Source organism: Pseudomonas sp. ASL9 (genome assembly GCF_056680335.1).
The window spans coordinates 112,870-134,777 of the sequence record NZ_CM155277.1; the positions used below are offsets into that span (position 1 = coordinate 112,870).

The window sequence follows — 21,908 nt, forward strand, 5'->3', positions numbered from 1 at the left end:
AAAAAGAAATCAGAATTGGCGTCGATAGCGGTTGGCAAAGGTGGTTCAGGCTTCCATAAGGCTGCCCCCGCGCTGAAAGCCGGGTTGAAACATACCATTTGCGAGGTGAGCAATGGGCACATTACTAGCAGCACGTCCACCCCAGACCCTGTATGTCAGTATCCGTCGTGATGAGCTGAAACAACTCAAGGACGAGCGCGAGCAACTGCAGAACAAAGTCGCCCATCTGATCTTGCTGCTGCAAGAGTCCCAGTCTCAATTGACCGGCTCGACCTACGCCCTGCAAGCGCTCAACTGACACAATCTTCAAGCTCTCTTTGCAAGCCAAACCCTCCTTGGCAGGGCGTTGGCTTGCTCGGCTGCGCCTCAACATTGAATGCATCCATCCTCCGCGCACCGTCCGTTTTACGGTATTCCTTGAAGTCCTGAGGCTCAGAAAATTCTGATGCAATTATCTGCATTTATTCTGATTCGTCGCGCTAGACACACCCTGCAATACCCCACGCCCCTGTACCCGTCTTCTTCAAAAAAAACCTAATCCCGCCCCAAAAAAACAGCAGCGCGCACCAAAAAATGGCACAGGCAGTCCTGGCCCCCCATTTTCAAAGCTCCTGATACCGAGTGGTTTTATCGCTCCCGATGTACCAAGCGGGTAAATTGTCGAACAATCCGACGAACGGTAAGGGCGCTTTTGTACGTTTGGGTGCCTCATAAAACCTCAAATGGAGTGGTAAATACGTGGTCGTCTGTCATTTTTTGAGGGATCACTTGCCGCCAGTCCGCCAGCTAGACGGGTTCGTAAAAATAAAGTAGAAACTTTGTCCTATACCCGTAGGTCATCATAAAAGAGAGCCTAAGCTATTGGCTTAACCCGAGTTAGGGCTCTATAACCTCGTCCTATCACCGTAAGATCGGTAAATGGGTACTGATCTTGCGTAGTGGTTGTGTGACCGGCCATAGGACATGGCCCATAACAACTCGAGTGCTGCACCAATACTGAATTGAATGGGAGAAAAAGATGATTAGCGCCGCTGTCAAAACCCAGAAGGGAGAGAGTTTTAACCAGCCGGCCAGCGAGCTGACCCATCTGCCGGTCTTCGCTTCGACTAGCGTTCCAATGCTGCAACTGCCGACTTCACAGCCAAGTATTAACCTGTCGAACAGAAGAAAAATTCTGTTTGTGACATCGGAGTTGGCTGATCTGGTGAAAACCGGAGGTCTGGGCGATGTGTCTGCCGCACTGCCGCGAGCCATGCGCCACCTGCACGATGTACGCGTGCTGATTCCCGGCTACCCCCAAGTGCTGAATAGTGGCAATCCGATCCATATCATCAGTGAGCTGGGTGGCTACGCGGCCCTGCCGCCGTGCAAGATCGGCCGAATGGACATGAAAGACGGTCTGGTGATCTACGTTCTGATCTGCCCTGAACTGTATGAACGCGCAGGCACACCTTACGGCGATAACAATGGCCGTGATTGGTCTGACAACCATATCCGCTTCGCCCGACTGGGCCTTGCGGCAGCCGATTTCGCTGCAGGCGCAGTGAAAACCCAGTGGTGCCCTGAACTGGTTCATGCCCACGATTGGCCTGCCGGTTTGGCGCCAGCGTATATGCGCTGGCGTGGTCAGACGACGCCCAGTATCTTCACCATCCATAACCTGGCGTATCAAGGCACTGTCAGCACCGGCTCCAGTCGCGAATTGGGTATTCCCGATCAGGCTCTGGGCGCCGACGGGATGGAGTTTTACGGCAAGCTCTCGTTCATAAAGGCCGGTATGGCGTATGCCAGCCATATCACCACCGTAAGCGCAACCTATGCCAAGGAAATCACCACGCCAGCGTTTGGCTGTGGCCTGGAAGGTTTTCTGCAAAGCAAGGCTAACCAAGGGCTACTCAGCGGGATCCCGAACGGCATCGACGCCAGTTGGGATTCGACAACCGATGAACACTTGATTTGCCGATTTGCCCCAAACGAGTGGCAGCGCAAGGAAATCAATGCCGATCACGTTCGAGAGCTGTTTGAACTTGATCCATCCCAAGGCCCCCTGTTTGCCGTGGTCTCGCGATTGGTCTTCCAGAAAGGTTTGGACCTGACCATTGGCGTTGCCGAGCACATCGTCAATCAGGGCGGACAAATTGCAATCATTGGACGCGGTGAACCGGAGGAAGAGCAGGCTATGCGTGAACTGGCCCTGCGTTTCCCAGGTCAAATCGGTGTGCGCATCGGGTTCAACGAAACGGATGCCCGACGCATGTTTGCAGGCAGCGATTTCTTGCTAATGCCTTCGCGTTATGAGCCTTGCGGCTTGAGCCAGATGTACGCCCAGCGTTTTGGCTCCCTGCCAGTGGCGCGTAAAACCGGCGGTCTGGCCGACACCATCGAAGATGGTGTGACCGGTTTTCTGTTCGAAGAATCAACTGTGGAAAGCTACGCCGAGGCACTGACACGGGCGATCAAGGTTTTCGCCAATCCAGAGCTGCTCAATGCAATGCGCTGCCGCGCCATGGCCGCACCCTTCAATTGGCATCAAGCTGTGGAGCCTTACGCCGAGCTGTACCAGGAGTTGCTGAAAAAGAATGCAGGTGCGTCTATTCATTATTAAAAAGGGGTTAACGGATGCCTCTGCGCACGGATGAAAACTGGCGCCACGGCGCCGTATTAGTGGACCCTGAACACACCCGGTTTGCCCTCTGGGCACCGGATGCCTATTTCGTCAGTGTTGAGCTCGAAGACAGGCAATCACTGGCCATGCTGCCGCAGGACAATGGCTGGTTTGTACTGGAGGCCCGTTGTCCTGCGGGCAGTCGCTATCGCTATAACATCGACGGAGAGATGAAAGTCCCTGATCCGGCTTCCCGTGCCCAGGTGTCAGATGTGCATTCAGCCAGCGTAGTGGTCGACCCTTTGACTTATCGCTGGGTGCACGGCGACTGGCTCGGACGGCGATGGCAGGAAGCCGTCATCTATGAACTGCATGTCGGGGTATTGGGGGGGTATGCCGAGGTCGAAAAGCATTTGCCACGGCTCGCCAAACTGGGCATTACCGCTATTGAATTGATGCCCTTGGCGCAGTTCCCCGGCGGGCGTAACTGGGGCTATGACGGTGTGTTGCCTTATGCACCGCAATCGACCTATGGCACACCCGACCAGCTCAAACATCTGATCGATGCCGCGCACGGTCATGGCTTGATGGTGATTCTCGACGTGGTCTACAACCACTTCGGCCCGGACGGCAACTATCTGGGCAAATACGCCAAAGGCTTTTTCCGCGACGACGTGGAAACACCCTGGGGGTCGGCCATCGACTTCCGCCGCCAGGAAGTGCGCGACTTCTTTATTGATAACGCCTTGATGTGGTTGCTCGAGTATCGCTTCGACGGCCTGCGCCTGGACGCGGTACACGCCATCCATGATCCGACATTCCTTCAGGAACTTGCACGACGGGTGCGCCAGCAGATCGAGCCGCCCCGCCATGTATGGCTCACTCTGGAAAACGAGTTCAACGAAGCCAGCTTGCTGAATCAAGGCTTCGATGCGCAGTGGAACGATGACGGCCACAACGCGCTGCACGTACTGCTGACCGGCGAAAGTGATGCTTACTACGCCGACTTCGTCGACGAGCCTACGCAAAAACTCGCTCGCTGCCTGAGCCAAGGCTTCATCTATCAGGGTGAGAATAATCGCCACGGAAATAATCGTGGGCAACCCAGCGGACATTTACCACCCAGCGCGTTTGTGCTGTTCCTGCAGAATCACGATCAAGTCGGCAACCGCGCCTTTGGCGAACGTCTACCACAATTAAGCGCAGGTCCTGCCTTGGAAGCGGCCACCGTGTTGCTCTTGCTCTCGCCCATGATTCCGTTGATGTTCATGGGCGATGAATGGGCGGCGAGCGAACCCTTCCTGTTCTTCACCAGTCACCACGGCGAGTTGGCCGATGCGGTGCGTGAAGGCCGTCGCGCGGAATTTGCCGACTTTCCGGCGTTTTCCAATGAAGAGCAGCGTGAGCACATCCCGGACCCCAATGCACACAGCACGTTCGAGGCATCGCGCCCAGCTTACGAGGCCGTGTATTTGGACACCGAAAAAGGCGCCACTCATCAACGCTGGCTAGCGCTGTACCAACACCTATTGAGCATTCGCCATCGCGACATTATTCCGCGCCTGTCAGGGGCTCAGGCACTGGGCGCCGAGATGCTGGACGAAGGCGCCGTCACCGCTCGCTGGCGCATGGGTGATGGCAGTGTCTTGCGCATCGACCTCAACCTCGGCGAACGGACGGTCAACCTGGCCGCCAACTGTCTGGACAGCGTTCTTTTTGAAAGTCTGCCCGGTGCGGCAGAACTTTCGCAACGGGGCACCCTCAACCCCTACACGGCCATTGTCAGCCTGATAACGACCGACGTTTTGGAGGAACAGGATGAGTAATGAGTTACTGCAGACATTGGCTGTGCGGGCCGGACTGGCCGTCGATTGGATTGATGCCAACGGCCAGCCGCAGACCGTAAGCCCTGAGGCGCTGCGCACGGTTCTGGATGGCTTAGGCTACCCTGCCGGCACCACCGAGGCCATCGGCATCAGCCTGCATCGTCTTAACGAGGCCAGCAAGCCAGGCACCGCGCCACCGCTGCTGACGGTCGATCATGGCAGCCCGCTGGATTTGTCGGCCTGGTTCGCCCCAGAAACACCTTTTGTGCTGAAACTCGAAGACGGCGACATCATCAACGCCCAGCTGACAGCCACTGCCCAACTGCCCGCCATGGCGCCTGTCGGGTATCAGCAGCTGAATATCGCCGGGCAGCACGTGACCTTGGCTGTCGCGCCAGCAACTTGCTACAGCATGGCCATGGCCACCGAAACCGGCGTTCCACGCGCCTGGGGGTTGACCGTGCAGCTGTACGGGCTGCGACGTCAAGGTGATGGTGGTTTTGGCGATACCCAGGCACTGGAAGCCCTGGCCCGTTCAGCCGGTGAACGTGGTGCGGATGCTTTGGCCATCAGCCCGGTCCACGCAATGTTTGCCAACGACACGCAGCGGTACAGCCCCTACTCCCCCTCCAGCCGTTTATTTCTCAATGCGTTGTATGCATCGCCCGGGACCATTCTTGGCGAGCAAGCGCTGCGTACAGCCATTGACGAAACCGAACTTGGCGCAGAGCTTGAACGTCTTGAGGCATTGCCGCTGATCGACTGGCCTGGTGCCGCGCAGGCCAAGTGGACATTACTGCACGCGCTATACAGGGGGTTTTGCAGCGGAGCGCATCCGTTGCAGGATGATTTCAACAGCTTCCGCCAGTGTGGCGGTGAAGCGCTGGAGAACCACTGCCGTTTCGAAGCCTTGCAAGCTCAATGCGCCAACCTTGGCATGAGTCAGGATTGGCGCGAATGGCCGGACGCTTTCAAGAACCCACGGGGCGAGTCTATCGCCGAGTTCGCCGCTGACCATCAGGAACAGATCCGCTTCCATGCGTTCGTTCAATGGCTGATGTCTCGTTGCTTGGAGCGTGCGCAGACGGCTGCGCGCAGCAGCGGGATGCGGATCGGCCTGATCGCCGACCTGGCGGTAGGTGCCGACGGTGCCGGCAGTCAAGCCTGGAGCCGCCAGGACGAGCTGCTTTCGGCCCTGACGGTGGGTGCGCCTCCAGACATTCTTAACCGCACAGGGCAAAGCTGGGGCATTTCGGCGTTCTCACCCGATGGCCTGAAGCGCAACGGTTTCCGCGCTTTTATCGAGATGCTCCAGGCGAACTTCGCTCATGCGGGAGGCTTGCGCATCGATCACATCATGGGCCTGCAACGGCTCTGGGTTGTGCCGGTGGGTTCGCCACCCAGCGAAGGCGCGTACCTAAATTACCCGTTGGACGACATGCTGCGCTTGCTGGCGCTAGAATCCTGGCGGCACAAAGCTGTTGTGCTTGGCGAAGACCTCGGCACCGTCCCCGAAGGCTTGCACGACAAGCTATCGGCCCGGGCGATTCTTGGCATGCGCGTCCTGCTGTTTGAACAAGACCACAACGCCCATTTCAAACCTGTTCTGAAATGGTCCGACCAAGCGCTTGCGATTACCAGCACCCATGATTTGCCGACCCTTGCTGGCTGGTGGGCGGAACGCGACATCGATTGGAACAGCAAACTGGGTCACCTTGACGAACAGGCCGAACGCAATTGGCGTGAGGGACGCCGACGCGAGCGTGCCGGCCTGCGGCATGCCTTGAGTCAGGACTCAGCCAATTTTCGCAACGACTTCAGCGAAAGCACTCAGATCATTGATGCCAGCATCCGTTACCTGGGCCACACGCGTGCGCCGCTTGTATTGCTGCCCATGGAGGATCTGCTGGGCGTCGAGGAGCAGTTCAATCTGCCGGGAACCACCGACAGCCACCCCAACTGGCGCCGGCGTCTACCCGGTGACTGCGCCACCCTGCTCAATGGCAATGATGCGGCCCGACGCCTGGAGTCGCTGTCCCTGGCACGCCAGCAAGCGGCGGAGCGAGACCAATGAATGCACCGTTCAAACCGCTGCGAGCAACACAGCGCCTGCAATTCCATAAGGACTTCACCCTCGACGACGCTGTGCCGTTGGTCCCTTATTTCGCCAGTATGGGCATCAGCCATCTTTATGCTTCACCGCTGCTCAAAGCGCGCGCCGGGTCGATGCACGGCTACGACGTGGTCGATCCGCGCGTCATCAACCCGGAACTGGGCGGCGAACCGGCATTGCGGCGTTTGGTCAGCGCCCTGCGCACGCAGGGCATGGGCCTGATTCTCGACATTGTTTCTAATCACATGGCGGTGGGTGGTGCGGACAACCCCTGGTGGCTCGATCTGCTGGAATGGGGCCGTAACAGCCCCTATGCCGATTTTTTCGACATCCAGTGGCATTCGCCGGACCCGCTATTGGAAGGCCAATTGCTGCTGCCCTTTCTCAGCAGTGATTACGGCAAGGTGTTACAGGCAGGCGAAATACCGCTGCGGTTCAATGCCCTACAGGGCGCATTCTATATAGAGCATTACCAGCATCACTTTCCAATCTGCCCGACGACCTATGCACCGCTGCTCAATGCCGCTCAGCATCCGCAACTGAGTGAGTTGGTCCAGCGATTTGCCGTCCTCGACCAGTACCCGCAAGCCTATGAACGGGCCCGACAGGCGCGCACCGAACTGGCAGCGCTGGCGCAACAAGCCGATATCCGGCAGGCCATCGAACACTGCCTTTTGCAGTTCGATTCCCGTCAGCCAGAGGGCTTTGAGCGACTGCATGCGCTGCTTGAGCGCCAGCATTACCGGTTGGCCAGTTGGCACACCGCTGGCGACGATATTAATTGGCGGCGATTTTTCGATATCAACGAACTCGGTGGGCTGCGTGTCGAGCGCCCGATCGTGTTCGAAGCCACCCACGGCAAGATTTTCGAGCTGATCAGCGAGGGCCTGGTGGATGGGCTGCGCATCGATCACATCGATGGCTTGGCCGACCCACGTGCTTATTGTCGCAAGTTGCGACGCCGGGTTGACGGTTTGCTGGCCCAGCGTCCGCCGACGGCACAGTTGAGTCATCTGCCCATCTTCGTCGAGAAGATTCTCGGTCCGGATGAGTATCTGTCTGAGGATTGGGGCGTCGATGGCACCACTGGCTACGACTTCATGAATCAGGTGTCGTTGCTGCTGCATGACCCTAAAGGCGAAGCCCCCCTCGGCGAGTTGTGGAGTCGGTTCAGCGAGCGCACCGCCAACTTCAACCAGGAAGTGCTGGAAGCGCGCGACCTTGTGTTGCACGGCTCGTTGGCCGGGGATTTCGAAAGCGTCGCCCAAGCCTTGCTGCAAGTGGCCCGCAGCGACCTGATGAGCCGTGATTTGACCTATGGCGCGATTCGTCGAGCATTGTTGGCATTGGTGGTGAATTTCCCGATTTATCGCACCTACATCAGCGCGTGCGGACGCTCGGCCGAAGATGATCGTTTCTTCCAGCACGCGCTCGAAGGTGCCCGACTCACGCTCAGCGAAGCCGATTGGCCGGTGCTTGATTACCTGCAATGCTGGCTCGGAGGCCAACCGTGGCGCGAATTGCCACGAGGGCATTTGCGCAAGATTCATCGCCATGCCTGTGTGCGCTTCCAGCAACTGACGTCACCGGTGGCGGCCAAATCGGTGGAAGACACCTCGTTCTATCGCTCGGCGGTGCTGCTCTCGCGCAATGACGTTGGCTTTGATCCGCAGCACTTCAGCGCACCGACTATCAGCTTCCATGAAGCCAATATCCGCCGTGCCGAAACATTTCCGGACAATCTGCTGGCCACCGCCACTCATGACCACAAGCGTGGCGAAGACAGTCGCACGCGCTTGGCCGTGTTAAGCGAGTGCGCGGGCTGGTACACCGAACAAGTTGAGCGTTGGCGCCAATTGGCGATGCCTCTCAAAGAGGGTGAGATCAGTATTAGCGCCGGTGACGAGTTGATGCTCTATCAAACACTGCTTGGCAGTTGGCCGCTAACGCTGAATATGGACGACGAACACGCGCTCAAGGACTACGCCGAACGTGTGGTGCAGTGGCAGGAAAAAGCCCTGCGCGAAGCCAAATTGCAGAGCAGTTGGAGCGCGCCGAACGAGCCCTATGAAAGTGCTTGCCGGAATTTCCTCAATCGCGTGCTGTTAGCACCTGAGGGCTTGGCCTTGCGCCAGTCTGTTGGTGCGACCGCGAACCGTATCGCAACGGCTGGGGCGCTTAACAGCCTGACCCAAACGCTGCTGCGCATGACGGTCCCCGGCGTACCTGATATGTATCAGGGCACTGAGTTCTGGGACTTGAGCCTGGTCGATCCTGACAACCGCCGCCCCGTGGATTATTCCGCTCGGGTGCATGCACTCAATCAATCTCCGAACGCTGACGAGTTATTGGAGAACTGGCAAGATGGGCGAATCAAACAAGCCTTGATCAGCAAGGTGTTGGGCCTGCGGGCAAAGCATTCGTTGCTGTTCAGCCGAGGAAGCTATCTTCCTTTGCAGGTGGTCGGTCTGCATGCAGAGCAGGTTGTGGCCTTTGCGCGGGTGATCGACGGGCAGTCTGCAGTCGTTATTGCGCCACGGTTGAGCAGTGAACTATTGGGCACCGCACAAACTCCATTGATCAATGCCAGTAGCTGGGGCGATACACGGGTCATTTTACCGTTCGATGATTCAGGTCGTAGCTGGAAGGGACTTTTTTCAGAGCAGGTAGTCACAACGAACAAGGAGCTGTTGCTAAGCTCAGCGCTCAAGGATTTTTCTGTAAACCTTATTTTTTAATCTGCGTCATAAATTGGGAGTGTCGAGATGAGTGCCGACGAAAAACGAATCCGCGATTTTGCCTATCAGATCTGGGAGTCCGAGGGTAAACCTCACGGCCAGGAAGAACGGCATTGGGAGATGGCCCGTAAACTGGCTGAAGCTGAGGCGTTGTCGCCAAACAAAAAAGACCTGAAGAAGACGACCAAACCCAAGCTGCCAAAGCTTGATGGTGCTAGCGATGCGAAACCTGTCGCATCAAAAGCTGCGTCAAAATCTGCGACGAGTCCTCCCCCGATACCAAAAGCCGCACCTGCGAAGAAACCAAAAGCACCTGGCAAACCCGCGGCGACTTGATTTTCAGGGGGCTGCAACGTTCACTGCCGCAGTGCTCGCGCTCAACCCGATCGCCGCCTGCGGTAGTTCTACAGATGCATAACAAACATCGGAGTTCCCTAAGCTGCGATGGCGGCCTCGGTCGTTTTAAGAAACCATCCGACGCTAGGAATGTATATGAGCAAACAGCACTCCACTACCGCGAAAGAGAACGATCAACACGCCCACAAAGATGACGTAAAACCAGACGTCGTTGTGTCGCGAATCCGGGAGGGGCTGCCCTTCCCGCTCGGCGCCAGCTGGGACGGTCTGGGCGTTAACTTCGCTCTGTTCTCGGCCAACGCCACCAAGGTCGAATTGTGCCTGTTCGATGCCGCAGGCGACGTCGAACAGGAGCGCATCGAGCTTCCCGAGTACACCGACGAAACTTTTCACGGTTATCTGCCCGACGCCCACCCAGGGCTGATCTACGGCTACCGTGTGTATGGCGCCTACGACCCGCAGAACGGTCACCGCTTCAACCACAATAAACTGCTGATTGACCCCTATGCCAAGCAACTGGTTGGCAAACTGAAGTGGTCGGAAGCGCTGTTCGGTTACACCATTGGCCACCCCGATGGCGACCTGAGTTTCGATGAGCGTGACAGCGCGCCTTTCGTGCCAAAAAGTAAGGTAATCGACCCTGCCTATACTTGGGGTCGCGACCAAAGGGTCAGTGTGCCGTGGGACCGAACCATCCTTTACGAGACCCATGTGCGTGGGTTCACCATGCGCCATCCGGCCGTTCCCGAGGAATTGCGCGGCACCTTCTCCGGTCTGATGGTCGATGAGGTCATCGAGCACATTCGCAAGCTTGGCGTCTCCTCGGTGGAGCTAATGCCCATTCATGCGTTCGTCAATGACCAGCATTTGCTGCAAAAAGGCATGACCAACTATTGGGGCTATAACAGCATTGCCTTCTTCGCCCCAGACCCGCGGTACCTGGCCTACGGCAAGATCGCCGAGTTCAAGGAAATGGTCGCCCATATGCACCATGCGGGCCTGGAAGTGATCCTCGACGTGGTCTATAACCACACCGCAGAAGGCAACGAACTGGGTCCAACCCTGTCGATGCGCGGTATCGATAACGCCTCCTATTATCGCTTGATGCCTGACGACAAACGCTTATATATCAATGATTCAGGTACCGGCAACACCCTCGACTTGAGTCATCCCTGCGTGCTGCAGATGGTGACCGACTCGCTGCGCTATTGGGCAACGGAAATGCACGTCGATGGCTTCCGTTTTGACCTTGCGACGATTCTCGGCCGTTATCACGACGGTTTTAATGAGCGCCACAGCTTCCTGGTTGCCTGCCGCCAAGACCCGGTACTGCGCCAGGTGAAGATGATCGCCGAACCTTGGGACTGCGGTCCCGGCGGTTATCAGGTGGGTGGTTTTCCTCCTGGATGGGTGGAATGGAACGATAAATTTCGCGACACCGTGCGCGCATTCTGGAAAGGCGACGACGGCCAACTGGCCGATTTTGCCGGACGCATGACCGCCTCTGGCGAGATGTTTAACCAGCGCGGGCGCCGACCTTACGTTTCAGTCAATTTCATCACTGCCCATGACGGCTTCACCCTGCACGATCTGGTGTCGTACAACGACAAACACAACGAAGATAACGACGAGGACAATCAGGACGGTAGCAACAATAACCTGTCCTGGAACCATGGCGCCGAGGGTCCAACAGATGACCCTGAAATCAATGCACTGCGCTTGCGCCAGATGCGCAATTTCTTTTCAACGCTGCTGTTCGCCCAAGGCACACCGATGGTGGTTGCCGGGGACGAGTTCGCCCGCACCCAGCATGGCAACAACAATGCCTATTGCCAGGACAGCGAAATTGGCTGGGTGGACTGGGAACTGGATGACGACGGCAAGTCGCTACTCAAATTCGTCCGTCGCCTGATCAAGTTGCGCCAGACGTATCCGATCCTGCGACGCGGGCGTTTTCTGGTGGGTAATTACAACGAAGAAATTGGTGTCAAGGACGTCACTTGGCTATCGCCTGACGGCAATGAGATGGGCGTTGAGCAGTGGGAAGATGGCAACGGTCGCTGTTTGGGCATGTTGATGGATGGCCGAGCACAAGTCTCCGGGATCCGCCGCCCCGGGGCCGATGCCACGTTACTGCTGGTGGTCAATGCACATCACGAAGTGGTCAATTTCAAGTTGCCCGACGTGCCTGAGGGTATTTACTGGATATGCCTGGTGGACACCAATCAACCTGACAGCCACGATAAGGAACACCTGCCATTCGATACGGAATATGCCGTAACGGCCCGTTCCTTGCTGCTGTTCGAACTGCATCGCGAAGACCAGCCATGAGTCAGTCGCTCAGCGAGTTCCTCGGTTAGCGCAAAAGCCTATACCGATGTGAACCCGCTGGGCACGTTTTATTCATGATGTGCCGTTTGCATACCCGCACGACTTGGCTGTCTCAACGTCTCAGTGAAAAAGCGCACAGCATCGACGCTCAGGCTGCGGTGAATGTCTACTCGGTCGACACCTTCCGCATCTGTACACAGGGCTGGCGTGCTTACTTGCTGCTCTTCAGTACAGGGCGCGAGGAACACGAAATGCCCGGCTCCTGCTAGCAGTTTGAAATTCGGCGCTTGGGGCAGCTTGCGCGCCAAGGCCTCGGCATTTTTGTCCAGGGCCAGCAACTGATCACCATCGCCACTGTAAAGCAGCACGGGTACATGGACGTCCGCCAGCGTATGACGGCCGAACATCAGGCTCAGCGGCGCCATCAACATCAACGCACCGACGCGTGGGTCCGCTTCAGGTCGCAGATCATCCCGATCGGCAATCAGCTCGCCCTGCCTCGTGCACGCGTCACGGTCCTGAGGCCGTTCAAGACAGTACTTGCGCAGGCGTTTTAGATCAGGTCGAGCGCCTGCCAGAATCAGTGCGGTTTCGCCACCGGCCGAATAACCGATTACCCCGACTTGCCGCGCGTCGATATAAGCAGAAAGAATCGGGTCCATCAATGCAGCACTGATGGCTTCCGATATTTGCAGCGGTCGCCCGTATAAATTGCTCAAGCTGCCCAAACGGCTGTGGTCCAGGTAGTTATCACCGGGATGAATCACCGCCACGACGACAAAGCCTTTGCGTGCCAGCGAGGTCGCCAGGTCATGCAGGGCCAGCGGCGTGCCCGTATTGCCGTGGGATAACATCAGGAGGGGAAAGCGCCCCATGGCGACAGTCACATCTTCGGTAGCATCAATCTGATAGCCATCGACTTTGCTGATTTTTGGGGGGGCGTTCGACGGGTAGAAGGCAATCGCACTCATCGGCTGTAAATCCAGCGGATCAAGAAACGTCAAGCGATGAAACCCCGCGCTCCAGTGAGTACCGGCTTCAACTTGCACCGAAATCACGCCACTAAGCAGGCATATCAACATCACCGCACAAAGACGCACCATCGCAAGGCCCAACCTGTGTAGATCCGAGTAAGCGAGCTGTACAGTCCGCTGCGAGTTGCAGCGCTCTGTACGGGTCCGCGCTTCCGGCGCGGACAATTATTAGAGTAGCTGCTCGACAAATAGTGCATAAGCCGAGCCAAATGTTCAAAAACATGAAAAAAAACACTTAAATGACCAAATTGCCTGTTCAACAACCTATGAGTGCAATCTTACTGCGATTCCAGCCCGGTTACCTGTAACGACGTCGTCAAAGATGAGGTTGTGTCGCAAATAGAGTTTGCAATGGCGCCAAACGCAAAAAACTCTGCCGCCCCTTGCGTCACGACGCAGGGCGGTAGAGTTTCCGGGGTACGGTGTGGTGCAGCTCAAGGCACCGATCAAGCGGTTGCGAACAACTCTTCGCTGATGTGTTTCTGGGCGGCGATCATCGCGTTGGCACGAGGCTCGTCACCGTAAGCCAAACCATGGGCAAAGACGAATTGCAGGTCAGTCACACCGATGAAACCAAACAGCACCTTGAGCAGGTCTTCGTGACCGACGCTGGTAGGTTGGCCAACGTGCAGACCACCGGCAGTGGAGACGATGATGACTTTTTTGCCGCCACACAGGCCTTCAGGCCCGGTTTCGCTGTAGCGGAAGGTACGGCCAGCGACGGTCACTCGGTCGATCCAGGCTTTGAGTTGGCTTGGAATGGTGAAGTTGTACATCGGCGCGCCGATCACAACCACGTCGGCAGCCAGGAACTCTTGCAGGGTGGCTTCGTTCAGGTCGACTTCGGCCTGTTGCGCAGCATTGCGTGCTTCGCTTGGCGTCCCGGCAGCGGCAAGGCTGGCCGCAGAAAAGTGATCCAGTGCGTCGTTAGCCAGGTCATGGTAGGTCACTTGGCTGTCCGGTTCTACTGCTTGCCAGGCCTGAACGACACTGCGGCTGAGTTGGCGAGAAGCAGAGTGGTCACCAAGGATGCTGGAATCGAGATGCAGAAGTTTCATTGGGCTCTCCAAATAGGGATCGCCGCCGGGCGATCAAGTGCGGATAATCCTACAGTGCATACCAATGGATGATTAGTCAGCGAAAATGCGATAGTTCGTCCCACGTATAGAACAGTCGAGTCCTTTTTATGCAAGATCTCAACGTTTTCCTGGGAATACCAGTTACCCCCCTCAATGCGCTCTGGGGCTGTTAAGCAAAAGAAGCCTCCGTCGCAGCCATCTCCGTTCGGTGTTCGCCAATATCAGCGAGTCAAGCCACTGCAATATCGAGATCGCCGAATGGTTCCCAACGGGTCGGTTCCCAAATCGCCAAAATCGGAATCGGGGAACCCGGGATTAAGAGAGCATAGGCTTGTAAATCACAAAGGACGGATGGACATCAACTCATCCAGTTACCACCGTCTACATTGTAGGTCTGAGCCACGACGTACTCGCTCTCAGATGAGGCGAGAAAGATGGCCATGCCCGTGAGATCGTCAGCTGTGCCCATCCGTCCAAACGGCACCTCCTGACCAACCAGCTTTTTCTTTTGACCCAATGGCCGATTCTCATAGTTGGCGAACATTGCATCGACGCCATCCCAGTGCTCACCGTCGACGACCCCTGGAGCGATGGCATTCACATTGATCCCATGTTTGATCAGATCCAGACCCGCTGACTGCGTAAGGCTGATAACTGCCGCTTTGGTCGCGCAATACACACCAACGAGCGCCTCTCCCCTGCGACCCGCTTGGCTGGCCATATTGATGATCTTGCCGCCATGCCCTTGACTGATCATCTGACGCGCAGCCGCCTGAAGGGTGAAAAGTGTTCCTGCAACGTTGATCGAAAACAAACGCTCGAAGCTGTCACGGGTGATCTCGACAATGGGGGCCAGATCGAACAACGCGGCGTTGTTGATCAAGATATCCAACTTACCTGTCTGTGAAATGACGGCGGCAATTGCACCATCGATGGACGCTTGATGGGTAACGTCCATCTCTACTGCGTATGCGTTAGGCCCTAACTCGGAAGCAGTGGCTTGAGCACGCTCTAGGTTGATGTCAGCTATAGCGACCGTCGCCCCCTCACGAATGTACGCCTGAGCAAAAGTACGTCCAATGCCTCGGGCGGATCCGGTAACTAGCGCGCTTTTACCTTCAAGTCGTTTCATTGATTGTTCATCCGTTATCTAAATATTGGGTACGCCCAATCGAGGGCATTGGTATGGCGTATTGGTCAGGCAGCGAGACGCGCTAACGGGCCTATAGCCTTCCCGTGCTCGTCGAATAAATGGCAATGCAGAACGTCCAGCGCAACCCACCGCTGCTCTCCATATGCCACATCGCAGTCGCCGTTTACGCGTACGGTGAGTGCTTCACCGGACTTGGCGACGACGTGGCAAAAGGTGTCGCTGCCCAGGCGTTCGGTGACATCAGTGGTGATGGGCAGTTGTCCTTGATCATCCAGACTGAGGTGTTCGGGACGTATGCCTACAGTGACCTCATTGCCCACAGTCAGAGTGTTTCCGTCACGAGGTATGAGCAGGCGCCGCCCGGATGCCAGTTCGACCTCTACCCCTTGATGAGTGTTGGAAACTACAGCAGCCTTGAGAAATCCCATTTTTGGGGTGCCCAAAAATCCGGCCACGAACAGATTTGCAGGTTGGTGATAAAGGTCAAGCGGCGAGCCAATCTGCTCTATTCGACCGCCGTTAAGCACCACCACCTTGGTGGCGAGAGTCATGGCTTCGACCTGATCGTGGGTAACGTAGATCATGGTGGCTTGAAGCTCTTTGTGCAGTCGCGAAAGCTCCAGGCGCATTTGCACCCGTAGTGCGGCATCAAGGTTGGACAGCGGCTCGTCGAACAAGAAGATCTTCGGATTACGCACGATGGCTCGACCGATAGCGACTCGTTGGCGCTGGCCTCCGGATAGCTGCTTCGGCTTGCGCTCCAACAACCTTTCCAGCTCCAGGATCCGTGCTGCATCGGTAACTTTGCGCTCAACGTCCTGCTTGCTGTCCCCTGCGAGATCCAGGGCGAAAGACATGTTTTTGCGAACGGTCATGTGCGGGTACAAGGCATAGGTTTGAAAAACCATTGCCAGGTCGCGCTTAGCTGGGCTGACTTCGGTAATGTCGCGACCATCAAGCTCGATGGTGCCGCTGGTGACCTCCTCTAGGCCGGCAATCAGCCGCAGCAGAGTGGATTTGCCGCAGCCCGATGGGCCGACGAAAACGACAAATTCTTTATCGCGGACGTCGAGATCGATGCCCTTGATGATGGATAGACCTTCGAAACCTTTTTTCAGATTTTTTATTTTCAGAGTGGCCATGAAATGAATCTCCGCTTTGTTAGGTTTAGTCCGTACGAACCTTCAATCCGTGCTCGCAAAAATCCATGGGTTACTTGACGGCGCCGAACGACAGTCCACGCACGAGCTGCTTCTGGCTGATCCAGCCGAAGATCAGGATTGGCGCACAGGCCAGCGTCGACACTGCGGACAATTTGGCCCAAAACAATCCTTCAGGGCTCGAGTAAGAAGCGATCAACGCGGTCAACGGTGCAGCTTTCGACGAGGTCAGGTTCAGTGACCAGAACGCTTCGTTCCAACACAGGATCAGTGACAACAGCACCGTGGAGGCCAGACCACCCTTGGCGATTGGCAGCAGCACGCGCACCATCTCCTGCCACAGCGTGGCGCCGTCAAGACGCGCGGCTTCGAGGATGTCTTTGGGGATGTCCTTGAAGTAGGTGTAAATCATCCAGACCACAATCGGCAGGTTGATCAGCGTGTAGATCACGATCAGCGCAATGCGCGTGTCCAGCAGGCCAAAACTCTTGGCCAGCAGGTAGATCGGCATCAGCACGCCCACCGGCGGCAGCATTTTGGTGGAGAGCATCCACAGCAGCGTGCCTTTGGTGCGCTTGGTTTCGTAGAACGCCATGGAGTAGGCGGCTGGCACCGCAATCAGCAGGCACAGGGCCGTGGCGCTGAACGAAATCACCACAGAGTTCCAGGCAAAGCTGAAGTAATCGCTGCGCTCGTTGATGTGTAGGTAGTTTTCCAGCGTCGGCGTGAAAATGAACTGTGGCGGCGTGGCGAAGGCGTCGATTTCGGTTTTGAAACTGGTCAGCACCATCCAGAAGATCGGGAAGAAGATCAGGATCGCGATGGCCCAGGCCAGGGTGCCGAGCAGCAGGCTTTGCAGACGACGGGATTGTTGAAGGGTCATGGCGCAGGCCTCAGGCTTTGTCTGTCAGGTTTTTGCCGATCATTCGCACCAGCACGATGGCCGCGATGTTGGCAATCACCACCGCAATCAAGCCGCCCGCAGACGCCATACCGACGTCGAACTGCACCAGTGCCTGGTTGTAGATCAGGTACGCGAGGTTGGTCGAGGCATAGCCAGGGCCACCGTTGGTGGTGGTGAAGATTTCCGCGAACACCGACAGCAGGAAGATGGTTTCAATCATCACCACCACCGCAATCGGCCGTGCCAAATGCGGCAGGGTCAGGTGCCAGAAAATGGCAATCGGCCCGGCACCGTCGAGGCGTGCGGCTTCTTTCTGTTCTTGATCGAGGGACTGCATCGCAGTCATCAGAATCAGGATCGCGAAGGGCAGCCATTGCCAGGACACAATGATGATGATCGACAGCAGTGGGTAGTGTGCTAGCCAGTCCACTGGTTGCGCACCGAAGAGCGTCCAGACGTAGGCGAGAATCCCCGACACCGGATGGAAAATCAGGTTCTTCCAGATCAGTGCACCGACGGTGGGCATGATGAAGAACGGCGAGATCAGCATCACCCGCACGATGCCGCGACCGAGAAACTCACTGGCCTCCAGCAAGGCGCTGATCAAGACGCCGAGCACCACGCTGATCAGCAGCACGCTGCCCACCAGCAACAAGGTGTTAGTGGCGCCGGGGAGGAAGCCCGAATCCGTAAGGAAATAGGTGAAGTTTTCGAGGCCGACGAACTCGTTTTCACCGGGGTACAGTAGGTTGTAGCGAATCAGCGAAAAGTAAACAGTCATGCCCAACGGCACGATCATCCACAGCAGCAACAACGCCACCGAAGGGCTGACCAGAAACCAGCCGGGATTGGCCAACCGGCTTTTACGCACCGGCTGGGGAATGTCCATATGAGCTTTGGCAGTTGAAATATTCATAGCTATCAGAACCGATTGGGTGCAGGTGTGCCCGAGGCCGACGCCCCGAGCCATTAAGCCGTTCGATTACTTCGGGTAACCGGCGCGCTTCATCTCACGTTCGGTGGAGGTCTGTGCGGCGGCGAGTGCTTGATCAACCGACATCTGTCCAGTGAGAGCCGCCGCAAACAACTTCCCTACGGAAGTGCCTATCGCCTGAAACTCGGGAATGGTTACGTACTGGATACCGACGTAAGGAACAGGCTTGATTGATGGATGCTCGGGATCTGCGTGCTGCATCATCTGCAACGTAACTTTTGCGAAAGGCGCTGCGTGCAGATAGGCGTCGTTGTAAGTGGACTGCCGAGTGCCTGGCGGCACATTGGTGATGCCCTCTTTTTCAGCGACGAGCTGAATGTATTCTTTAGACGTTGCCCACGTGATGAAGGCCTTTGCGGTGTCTTTGTGCTTGGAGGTTGCCGGTATCGCCAATGACCATGCATACAGCCATGACGAGCCTTTGTCGGTCACTTCCGTAGGTGCAGGGGCGAAGCCCACACTGTCGACGACCTTGCTCTGGTCCTTGTCCGTGGTGAACGAGCCTGCGACACTGGCATCCACCCAGATGGCGCACTTACCGCTGTTAAACAGGGCGAGGGTTTCGTTGAAACCATTGCTCGACACGCCTGGAGGCCCATACTTCTTGAGGGTGTCAACGTAGAAATGTGCCGCCGCTGTCCACTCGGGGCTTGTCATCTCCGGCTGCCACTTTTCATCGAACCAACGGGCCCCGAAGGCGTTTGCCATGGTGCTTAGCAGAGCGATGTTCTCACCCCACCCCGCCTTGCCGCGCAGGCACATTCCGTACTGCCCTTTATCAGTCTGGTGAAGCTTGGACGCAAATTCGCCGAGCTGTGTCCAGGTCGGATGTTCCGGCATGCTCAAGCCCGCTTGCTTGAACAAATCGGTGCGGTAATACGTGATCGTGCTTTCCCCGTAGAAGGGCAATGCATAGAGCGTGTTGTTGACCGACAAGCCTTGGCGTACTGAAGGGAAGATATCTTCAAGGTCGTATTCCACCGACAGCCCGCTAATCGGCTCGAGCCAGTTTTTGGCACCCCAGAGTGGAGTTTCGTAGGTACCAATTGTCAGTACGTCGAATTGGCCACCCTGAGTGGCGATATCGGTAGTCAGGCGCTGACGCAGAACGTTTTCTTCTAGCACCACCCAATTGAGTTTCACATCAGGATGCTGCTGTTCAAAAATTTTGGAGAGCCGCTGCATACGGATCATGTCGCCATTGTTCACCGTGGCAATGGTCACTGTTTCGGCGGCTTGACTGACGAGGGCGAAGGATAGGCCAACGGAAAGGAAAAGCGCTTTTTGGATTTTCATCATAGTGCTCTCCGCTCCGCGCCTTGGACGACGGGAGCTATTATTTTTGTTGTTAACCACCGCTGATCAAATACGTCTGACCCGCAATGGTGGACGAGTCGATTACAACAGCTTAAAAAGGCCCGAACAAACGCATAGCGGATGCTCAACTGATACTTTTTTAACCGAGCACGGAGAAGCGGCCTACGATCAAAAAAGTATTAGTCGTAAGCAATACGTGAGCTAGCAGGTGCCAACCAAGAAGGCGTATGTTGGTCGCACACGAAGAACAAATAACTATAAAAGGGGCATGCCATGCCTGATAGCCGAGCAGCTCTGTTCGAGCAGCGACCCGCCGAGCTGGAGGTTATCCTCCCTGAGCCCGATCATTGCTTTCGCTGGTATGAGCACGACTACCCCTACTCCCTGGCTCGCTGGAACCATCACCCTGAATTCGAAATTCACCTGATTCGCCAAGGCAGCGGCAAGCTCGTAGCGGGCGATTACATAGGTGCGTTCGGTGCAGGTCACGTAGCGCTCATCGGCCCCGACCTTCCTCATGACTGGATAGGTGATGTGGCTCCGGGAGAATATCTGGCGGGACGCGATGTGGTACTGCAGTTTGATGGTGCAGCCATTTTGGCTTTGCGCGGTACGTTGCCTGAGTTGGGCGAGCTTCAACACCTTTTTGAACGTGCTCGCAGGGGCCTGGAGTTCACCGGTGCAACGGCTATATATGCAGCGCGACTGCTCGAGGACATCGGCCCGGCGCAAGGGCTCGAGCGTTTGGTTTTGTTCCTGCAATTGATCAACTCGCTGGCGAAAGCTCCATCGCAGGAGGTTCACTTGCTCGCCAGCGTCTGCTACGCGCCAACATTGGATGCCCGCAGTTCAGAGCGAATAAATAAGGCATTTGACTATTTACTGACTGAGCTCACAGGCGACGTTCGCCTGTCGGTTATCGCTCAGCGCCTGGAGATGAGCGAGCCAGGTTTTTCGCGCTTCTTCAAAAGGATTACCGGCCACGGTTTTATAGATCTCATGCGCAAGCTCAGGGTCCAGCGCGCCTGCAGGCTATTGTTGCAAACAGAGATGTCGGTTGCTGACATCTGTTTTGAGGTTGGCTATGAAAACCTCTCTAACTTCAACAGGCACTTCCGTATCGAAATGGAACAAACACCGAGCGAATATCGTCGCGGAACGGCGATGACATTATTCAATCGCAACGGTGCCCATCAATCCCTGCCTTTCACCAAAGCCCATTGAGTGAATGATGCCCGGTCGATGCTGATCAGCCAGCAGCAGTCCCTTTGACAAAAAATTGAGGAAATGACGATGGTATTGCCTCGCGCAGTAGTATTTGGCGAAGCCCTGACCGACCTTGTCCAAGGCGCCCCCGGACAATGGAAGGGCTATCCAGGCGGTGCTCCCTGGAATGTTGCGCGTGCGCTCAGTCGCTTGGGCGTTAGCAGCGCCTTCGCAGGATCTGTCAGTGCGGACTCCCTAGGCGACGAGATAGCCAGGCAGTCAGAGTTGGCAGGTTTAGATATGAGATTTATACAACGAGTAGACCGAGATCCCTTGGTCGCCATCGTTCCTTCGAGCCGTCCTCCGAGATATTTTTTTGCTGGAGATGCCGATCTGTTTTTTGATCCTGGTCTGATGCCGGAAGGATGGATCGACCAAGCGGAGGTGTGTCATTTCAGCTGCATCAGCTTGGCTCGCCAGCCACTTGCAGACACGCTGGTCAACCTCGCTCAGCGAGCGAAAGGGGAAGGTAAACGGATTAGCTATGATCCGAACTGGCGTAATTTGATGGACAGCCACTATCGGGAGCAGACCTTCCCGATAATGACCACCTTGGCCGACATGATTAAGCTTTCCGACGAAGACCTTCGGCAAATTTATCCAGGGCTGACAGAACACCAAGCAATGAATGAGCTTCGCGCTCTTAACCCTCAGGCGCAGATATTGTTTACCCGAGGTGAACACGGGATGATTCTGTTCACGCCGGACAGCCAACACGAGCAGCCAGCTATAGCCGTGGACGTCGCAGATACGGTAGGTGCAGGTGATGCTTGCATGGCCGGTTGGCTTGCGTCGGACTTACTCGGGATTACCGACTTGGGGGAGCGCCTGCGATTTTCAGCAGCCTGCGCATCCATATCGTGCCGCCATGCCGGAGCCCATGCTCCAACGTTAGCCGATGTGGAAGACTTACTTCAGACGTTGCTTGATAACTGATGGAAGCAACTATATAAAAAACATCGGACAGTTGCCCGCTTCAAGCATCACGTCCATGTTTGCGATGGAAGAAATAAAATCAACAAGCGAAGTGC

General features: G+C 56.3%; 16 protein-coding genes. 9 read left to right on the forward strand and 7 right to left on the reverse strand.

What is annotated here, in order from left to right; translation table 11 throughout:
• Positions 1–112: 112 nt before the first annotated feature.
• The 7 genes from AC1ME2_RS00515 (at position 113) to glgX (ending at position 11,970) form a co-directional block, all read left to right on the forward strand.
• Positions 113–298 carry a DUF6026 family protein gene (locus AC1ME2_RS00515; RefSeq protein ID WP_480438640.1) on the forward strand — a complete coding sequence of 62 codons (186 nt, stop codon included), beginning with the start codon at positions 113–115 and terminating at the stop codon, positions 296–298.
• A 720-nt stretch (positions 299–1,018) separates the two neighbouring features.
• Positions 1,019–2,605 carry a glycogen synthase GlgA gene (glgA, locus tag AC1ME2_RS00520; RefSeq protein ID WP_480438643.1) on the forward strand — a complete coding sequence of 529 codons (1,587 nt, stop codon included), beginning with the start codon at positions 1,019–1,021 and terminating at the stop codon, positions 2,603–2,605.
• A gap of 14 nt (positions 2,606–2,619) precedes the next feature.
• Entirely contained in the window at positions 2,620–4,431 is a 1,812-nt protein-coding gene (gene treZ / locus AC1ME2_RS00525; RefSeq protein WP_480438645.1) for a malto-oligosyltrehalose trehalohydrolase, read from the forward strand.
• A complete protein-coding gene (gene malQ / locus AC1ME2_RS00530; protein ID WP_480438648.1) occupies positions 4,424–6,505 on the forward strand; it encodes a 4-alpha-glucanotransferase in 2,082 nt (693 codons plus the stop codon). Before treZ ends, malQ begins: the two co-directional genes overlap by 8 nt.
• Positions 6,502–9,282: a malto-oligosyltrehalose synthase gene (locus AC1ME2_RS00535; RefSeq protein ID WP_480438650.1), complete on the forward strand. Its 2,781-nt coding sequence runs from the start codon at positions 6,502–6,504 to the stop codon at positions 9,280–9,282. The genes malQ and AC1ME2_RS00535 overlap by 4 nt, the downstream gene beginning before the upstream one ends.
• 27 nt (positions 9,283–9,309) lie before the next feature.
• Positions 9,310–9,618, forward strand: a complete 309-nt coding sequence (locus AC1ME2_RS00540; RefSeq protein WP_480438652.1) for a DUF2934 domain-containing protein — start codon at positions 9,310–9,312, stop codon at positions 9,616–9,618.
• Between the two features lie 156 nt (positions 9,619–9,774).
• Entirely contained in the window at positions 9,775–11,970 is a 2,196-nt protein-coding gene (gene glgX, locus AC1ME2_RS00545; protein ID WP_480438654.1) for a glycogen debranching protein GlgX, read from the forward strand.
• Positions 11,971–12,038: 68 nt separating this feature from the next.
• On the opposite strand, the gene AC1ME2_RS00550 is transcribed toward glgX, so the two are convergent.
• From AC1ME2_RS00550 to AC1ME2_RS00580, 7 genes are all read right to left on the reverse strand, one after another.
• On the reverse strand, positions 12,039–13,073 hold the full coding sequence (locus tag AC1ME2_RS00550; protein WP_480438657.1) for an alpha/beta hydrolase family protein: 1,035 nt from the start codon (positions 13,071–13,073) through the stop codon (positions 12,039–12,041).
• Between the two features lie 377 nt (positions 13,074–13,450).
• Positions 13,451–14,062 carry an FMN-dependent NADH-azoreductase gene (locus tag AC1ME2_RS00555; RefSeq protein WP_480438659.1) on the reverse strand — a complete coding sequence of 204 codons (612 nt, stop codon included), beginning with the start codon at positions 14,060–14,062 and terminating at the stop codon, positions 13,451–13,453.
• 379 nt (positions 14,063–14,441) lie between these two features.
• Positions 14,442–15,215, reverse strand: coding sequence for an L-iditol 2-dehydrogenase (locus AC1ME2_RS00560; protein ID WP_480438660.1), 774 nt, complete (start codon positions 15,213–15,215; stop codon positions 14,442–14,444).
• Positions 15,216–15,280: 65 nt separating this feature from the next.
• Positions 15,281–16,378, reverse strand: coding sequence for an ABC transporter ATP-binding protein (locus AC1ME2_RS00565; RefSeq protein WP_480438662.1), 1,098 nt, complete (start codon positions 16,376–16,378; stop codon positions 15,281–15,283).
• A 70-nt stretch (positions 16,379–16,448) separates the two neighbouring features.
• On the reverse strand, positions 16,449–17,279 hold the full coding sequence (locus AC1ME2_RS00570) for a carbohydrate ABC transporter permease (protein ID WP_054046221.1): 831 nt from the start codon (positions 17,277–17,279) through the stop codon (positions 16,449–16,451).
• Positions 17,280–17,289: 10 nt separating this feature from the next.
• The gene (locus AC1ME2_RS00575) at positions 17,290–18,216 is read right to left on the reverse strand and encodes a carbohydrate ABC transporter permease (protein ID WP_480438663.1); all 927 of its coding nucleotides are present in this window, start codon (positions 18,214–18,216) and stop codon (positions 17,290–17,292) included.
• A gap of 66 nt (positions 18,217–18,282) precedes the next feature.
• Positions 18,283–19,590, reverse strand: a complete 1,308-nt coding sequence (locus tag AC1ME2_RS00580) for an ABC transporter substrate-binding protein (protein WP_480442398.1) — start codon at positions 19,588–19,590, stop codon at positions 18,283–18,285.
• 294 nt (positions 19,591–19,884) lie between these two features.
• Here AC1ME2_RS00580 and AC1ME2_RS00585 point away from each other — a divergent pair, with 294 nt between their 5' ends.
• Both AC1ME2_RS00585 and AC1ME2_RS00590 read left to right on the forward strand, forming a co-directional pair.
• Positions 19,885–20,835, forward strand: a complete 951-nt coding sequence (locus AC1ME2_RS00585) for an AraC family transcriptional regulator (RefSeq protein ID WP_480438665.1) — start codon at positions 19,885–19,887, stop codon at positions 20,833–20,835.
• Between the two features lie 69 nt (positions 20,836–20,904).
• Positions 20,905–21,813 carry a carbohydrate kinase family protein gene (locus AC1ME2_RS00590; protein WP_480438666.1) on the forward strand — a complete coding sequence of 303 codons (909 nt, stop codon included), beginning with the start codon at positions 20,905–20,907 and terminating at the stop codon, positions 21,811–21,813.
• Positions 21,814–21,908: the final 95 nt, after the last annotated feature.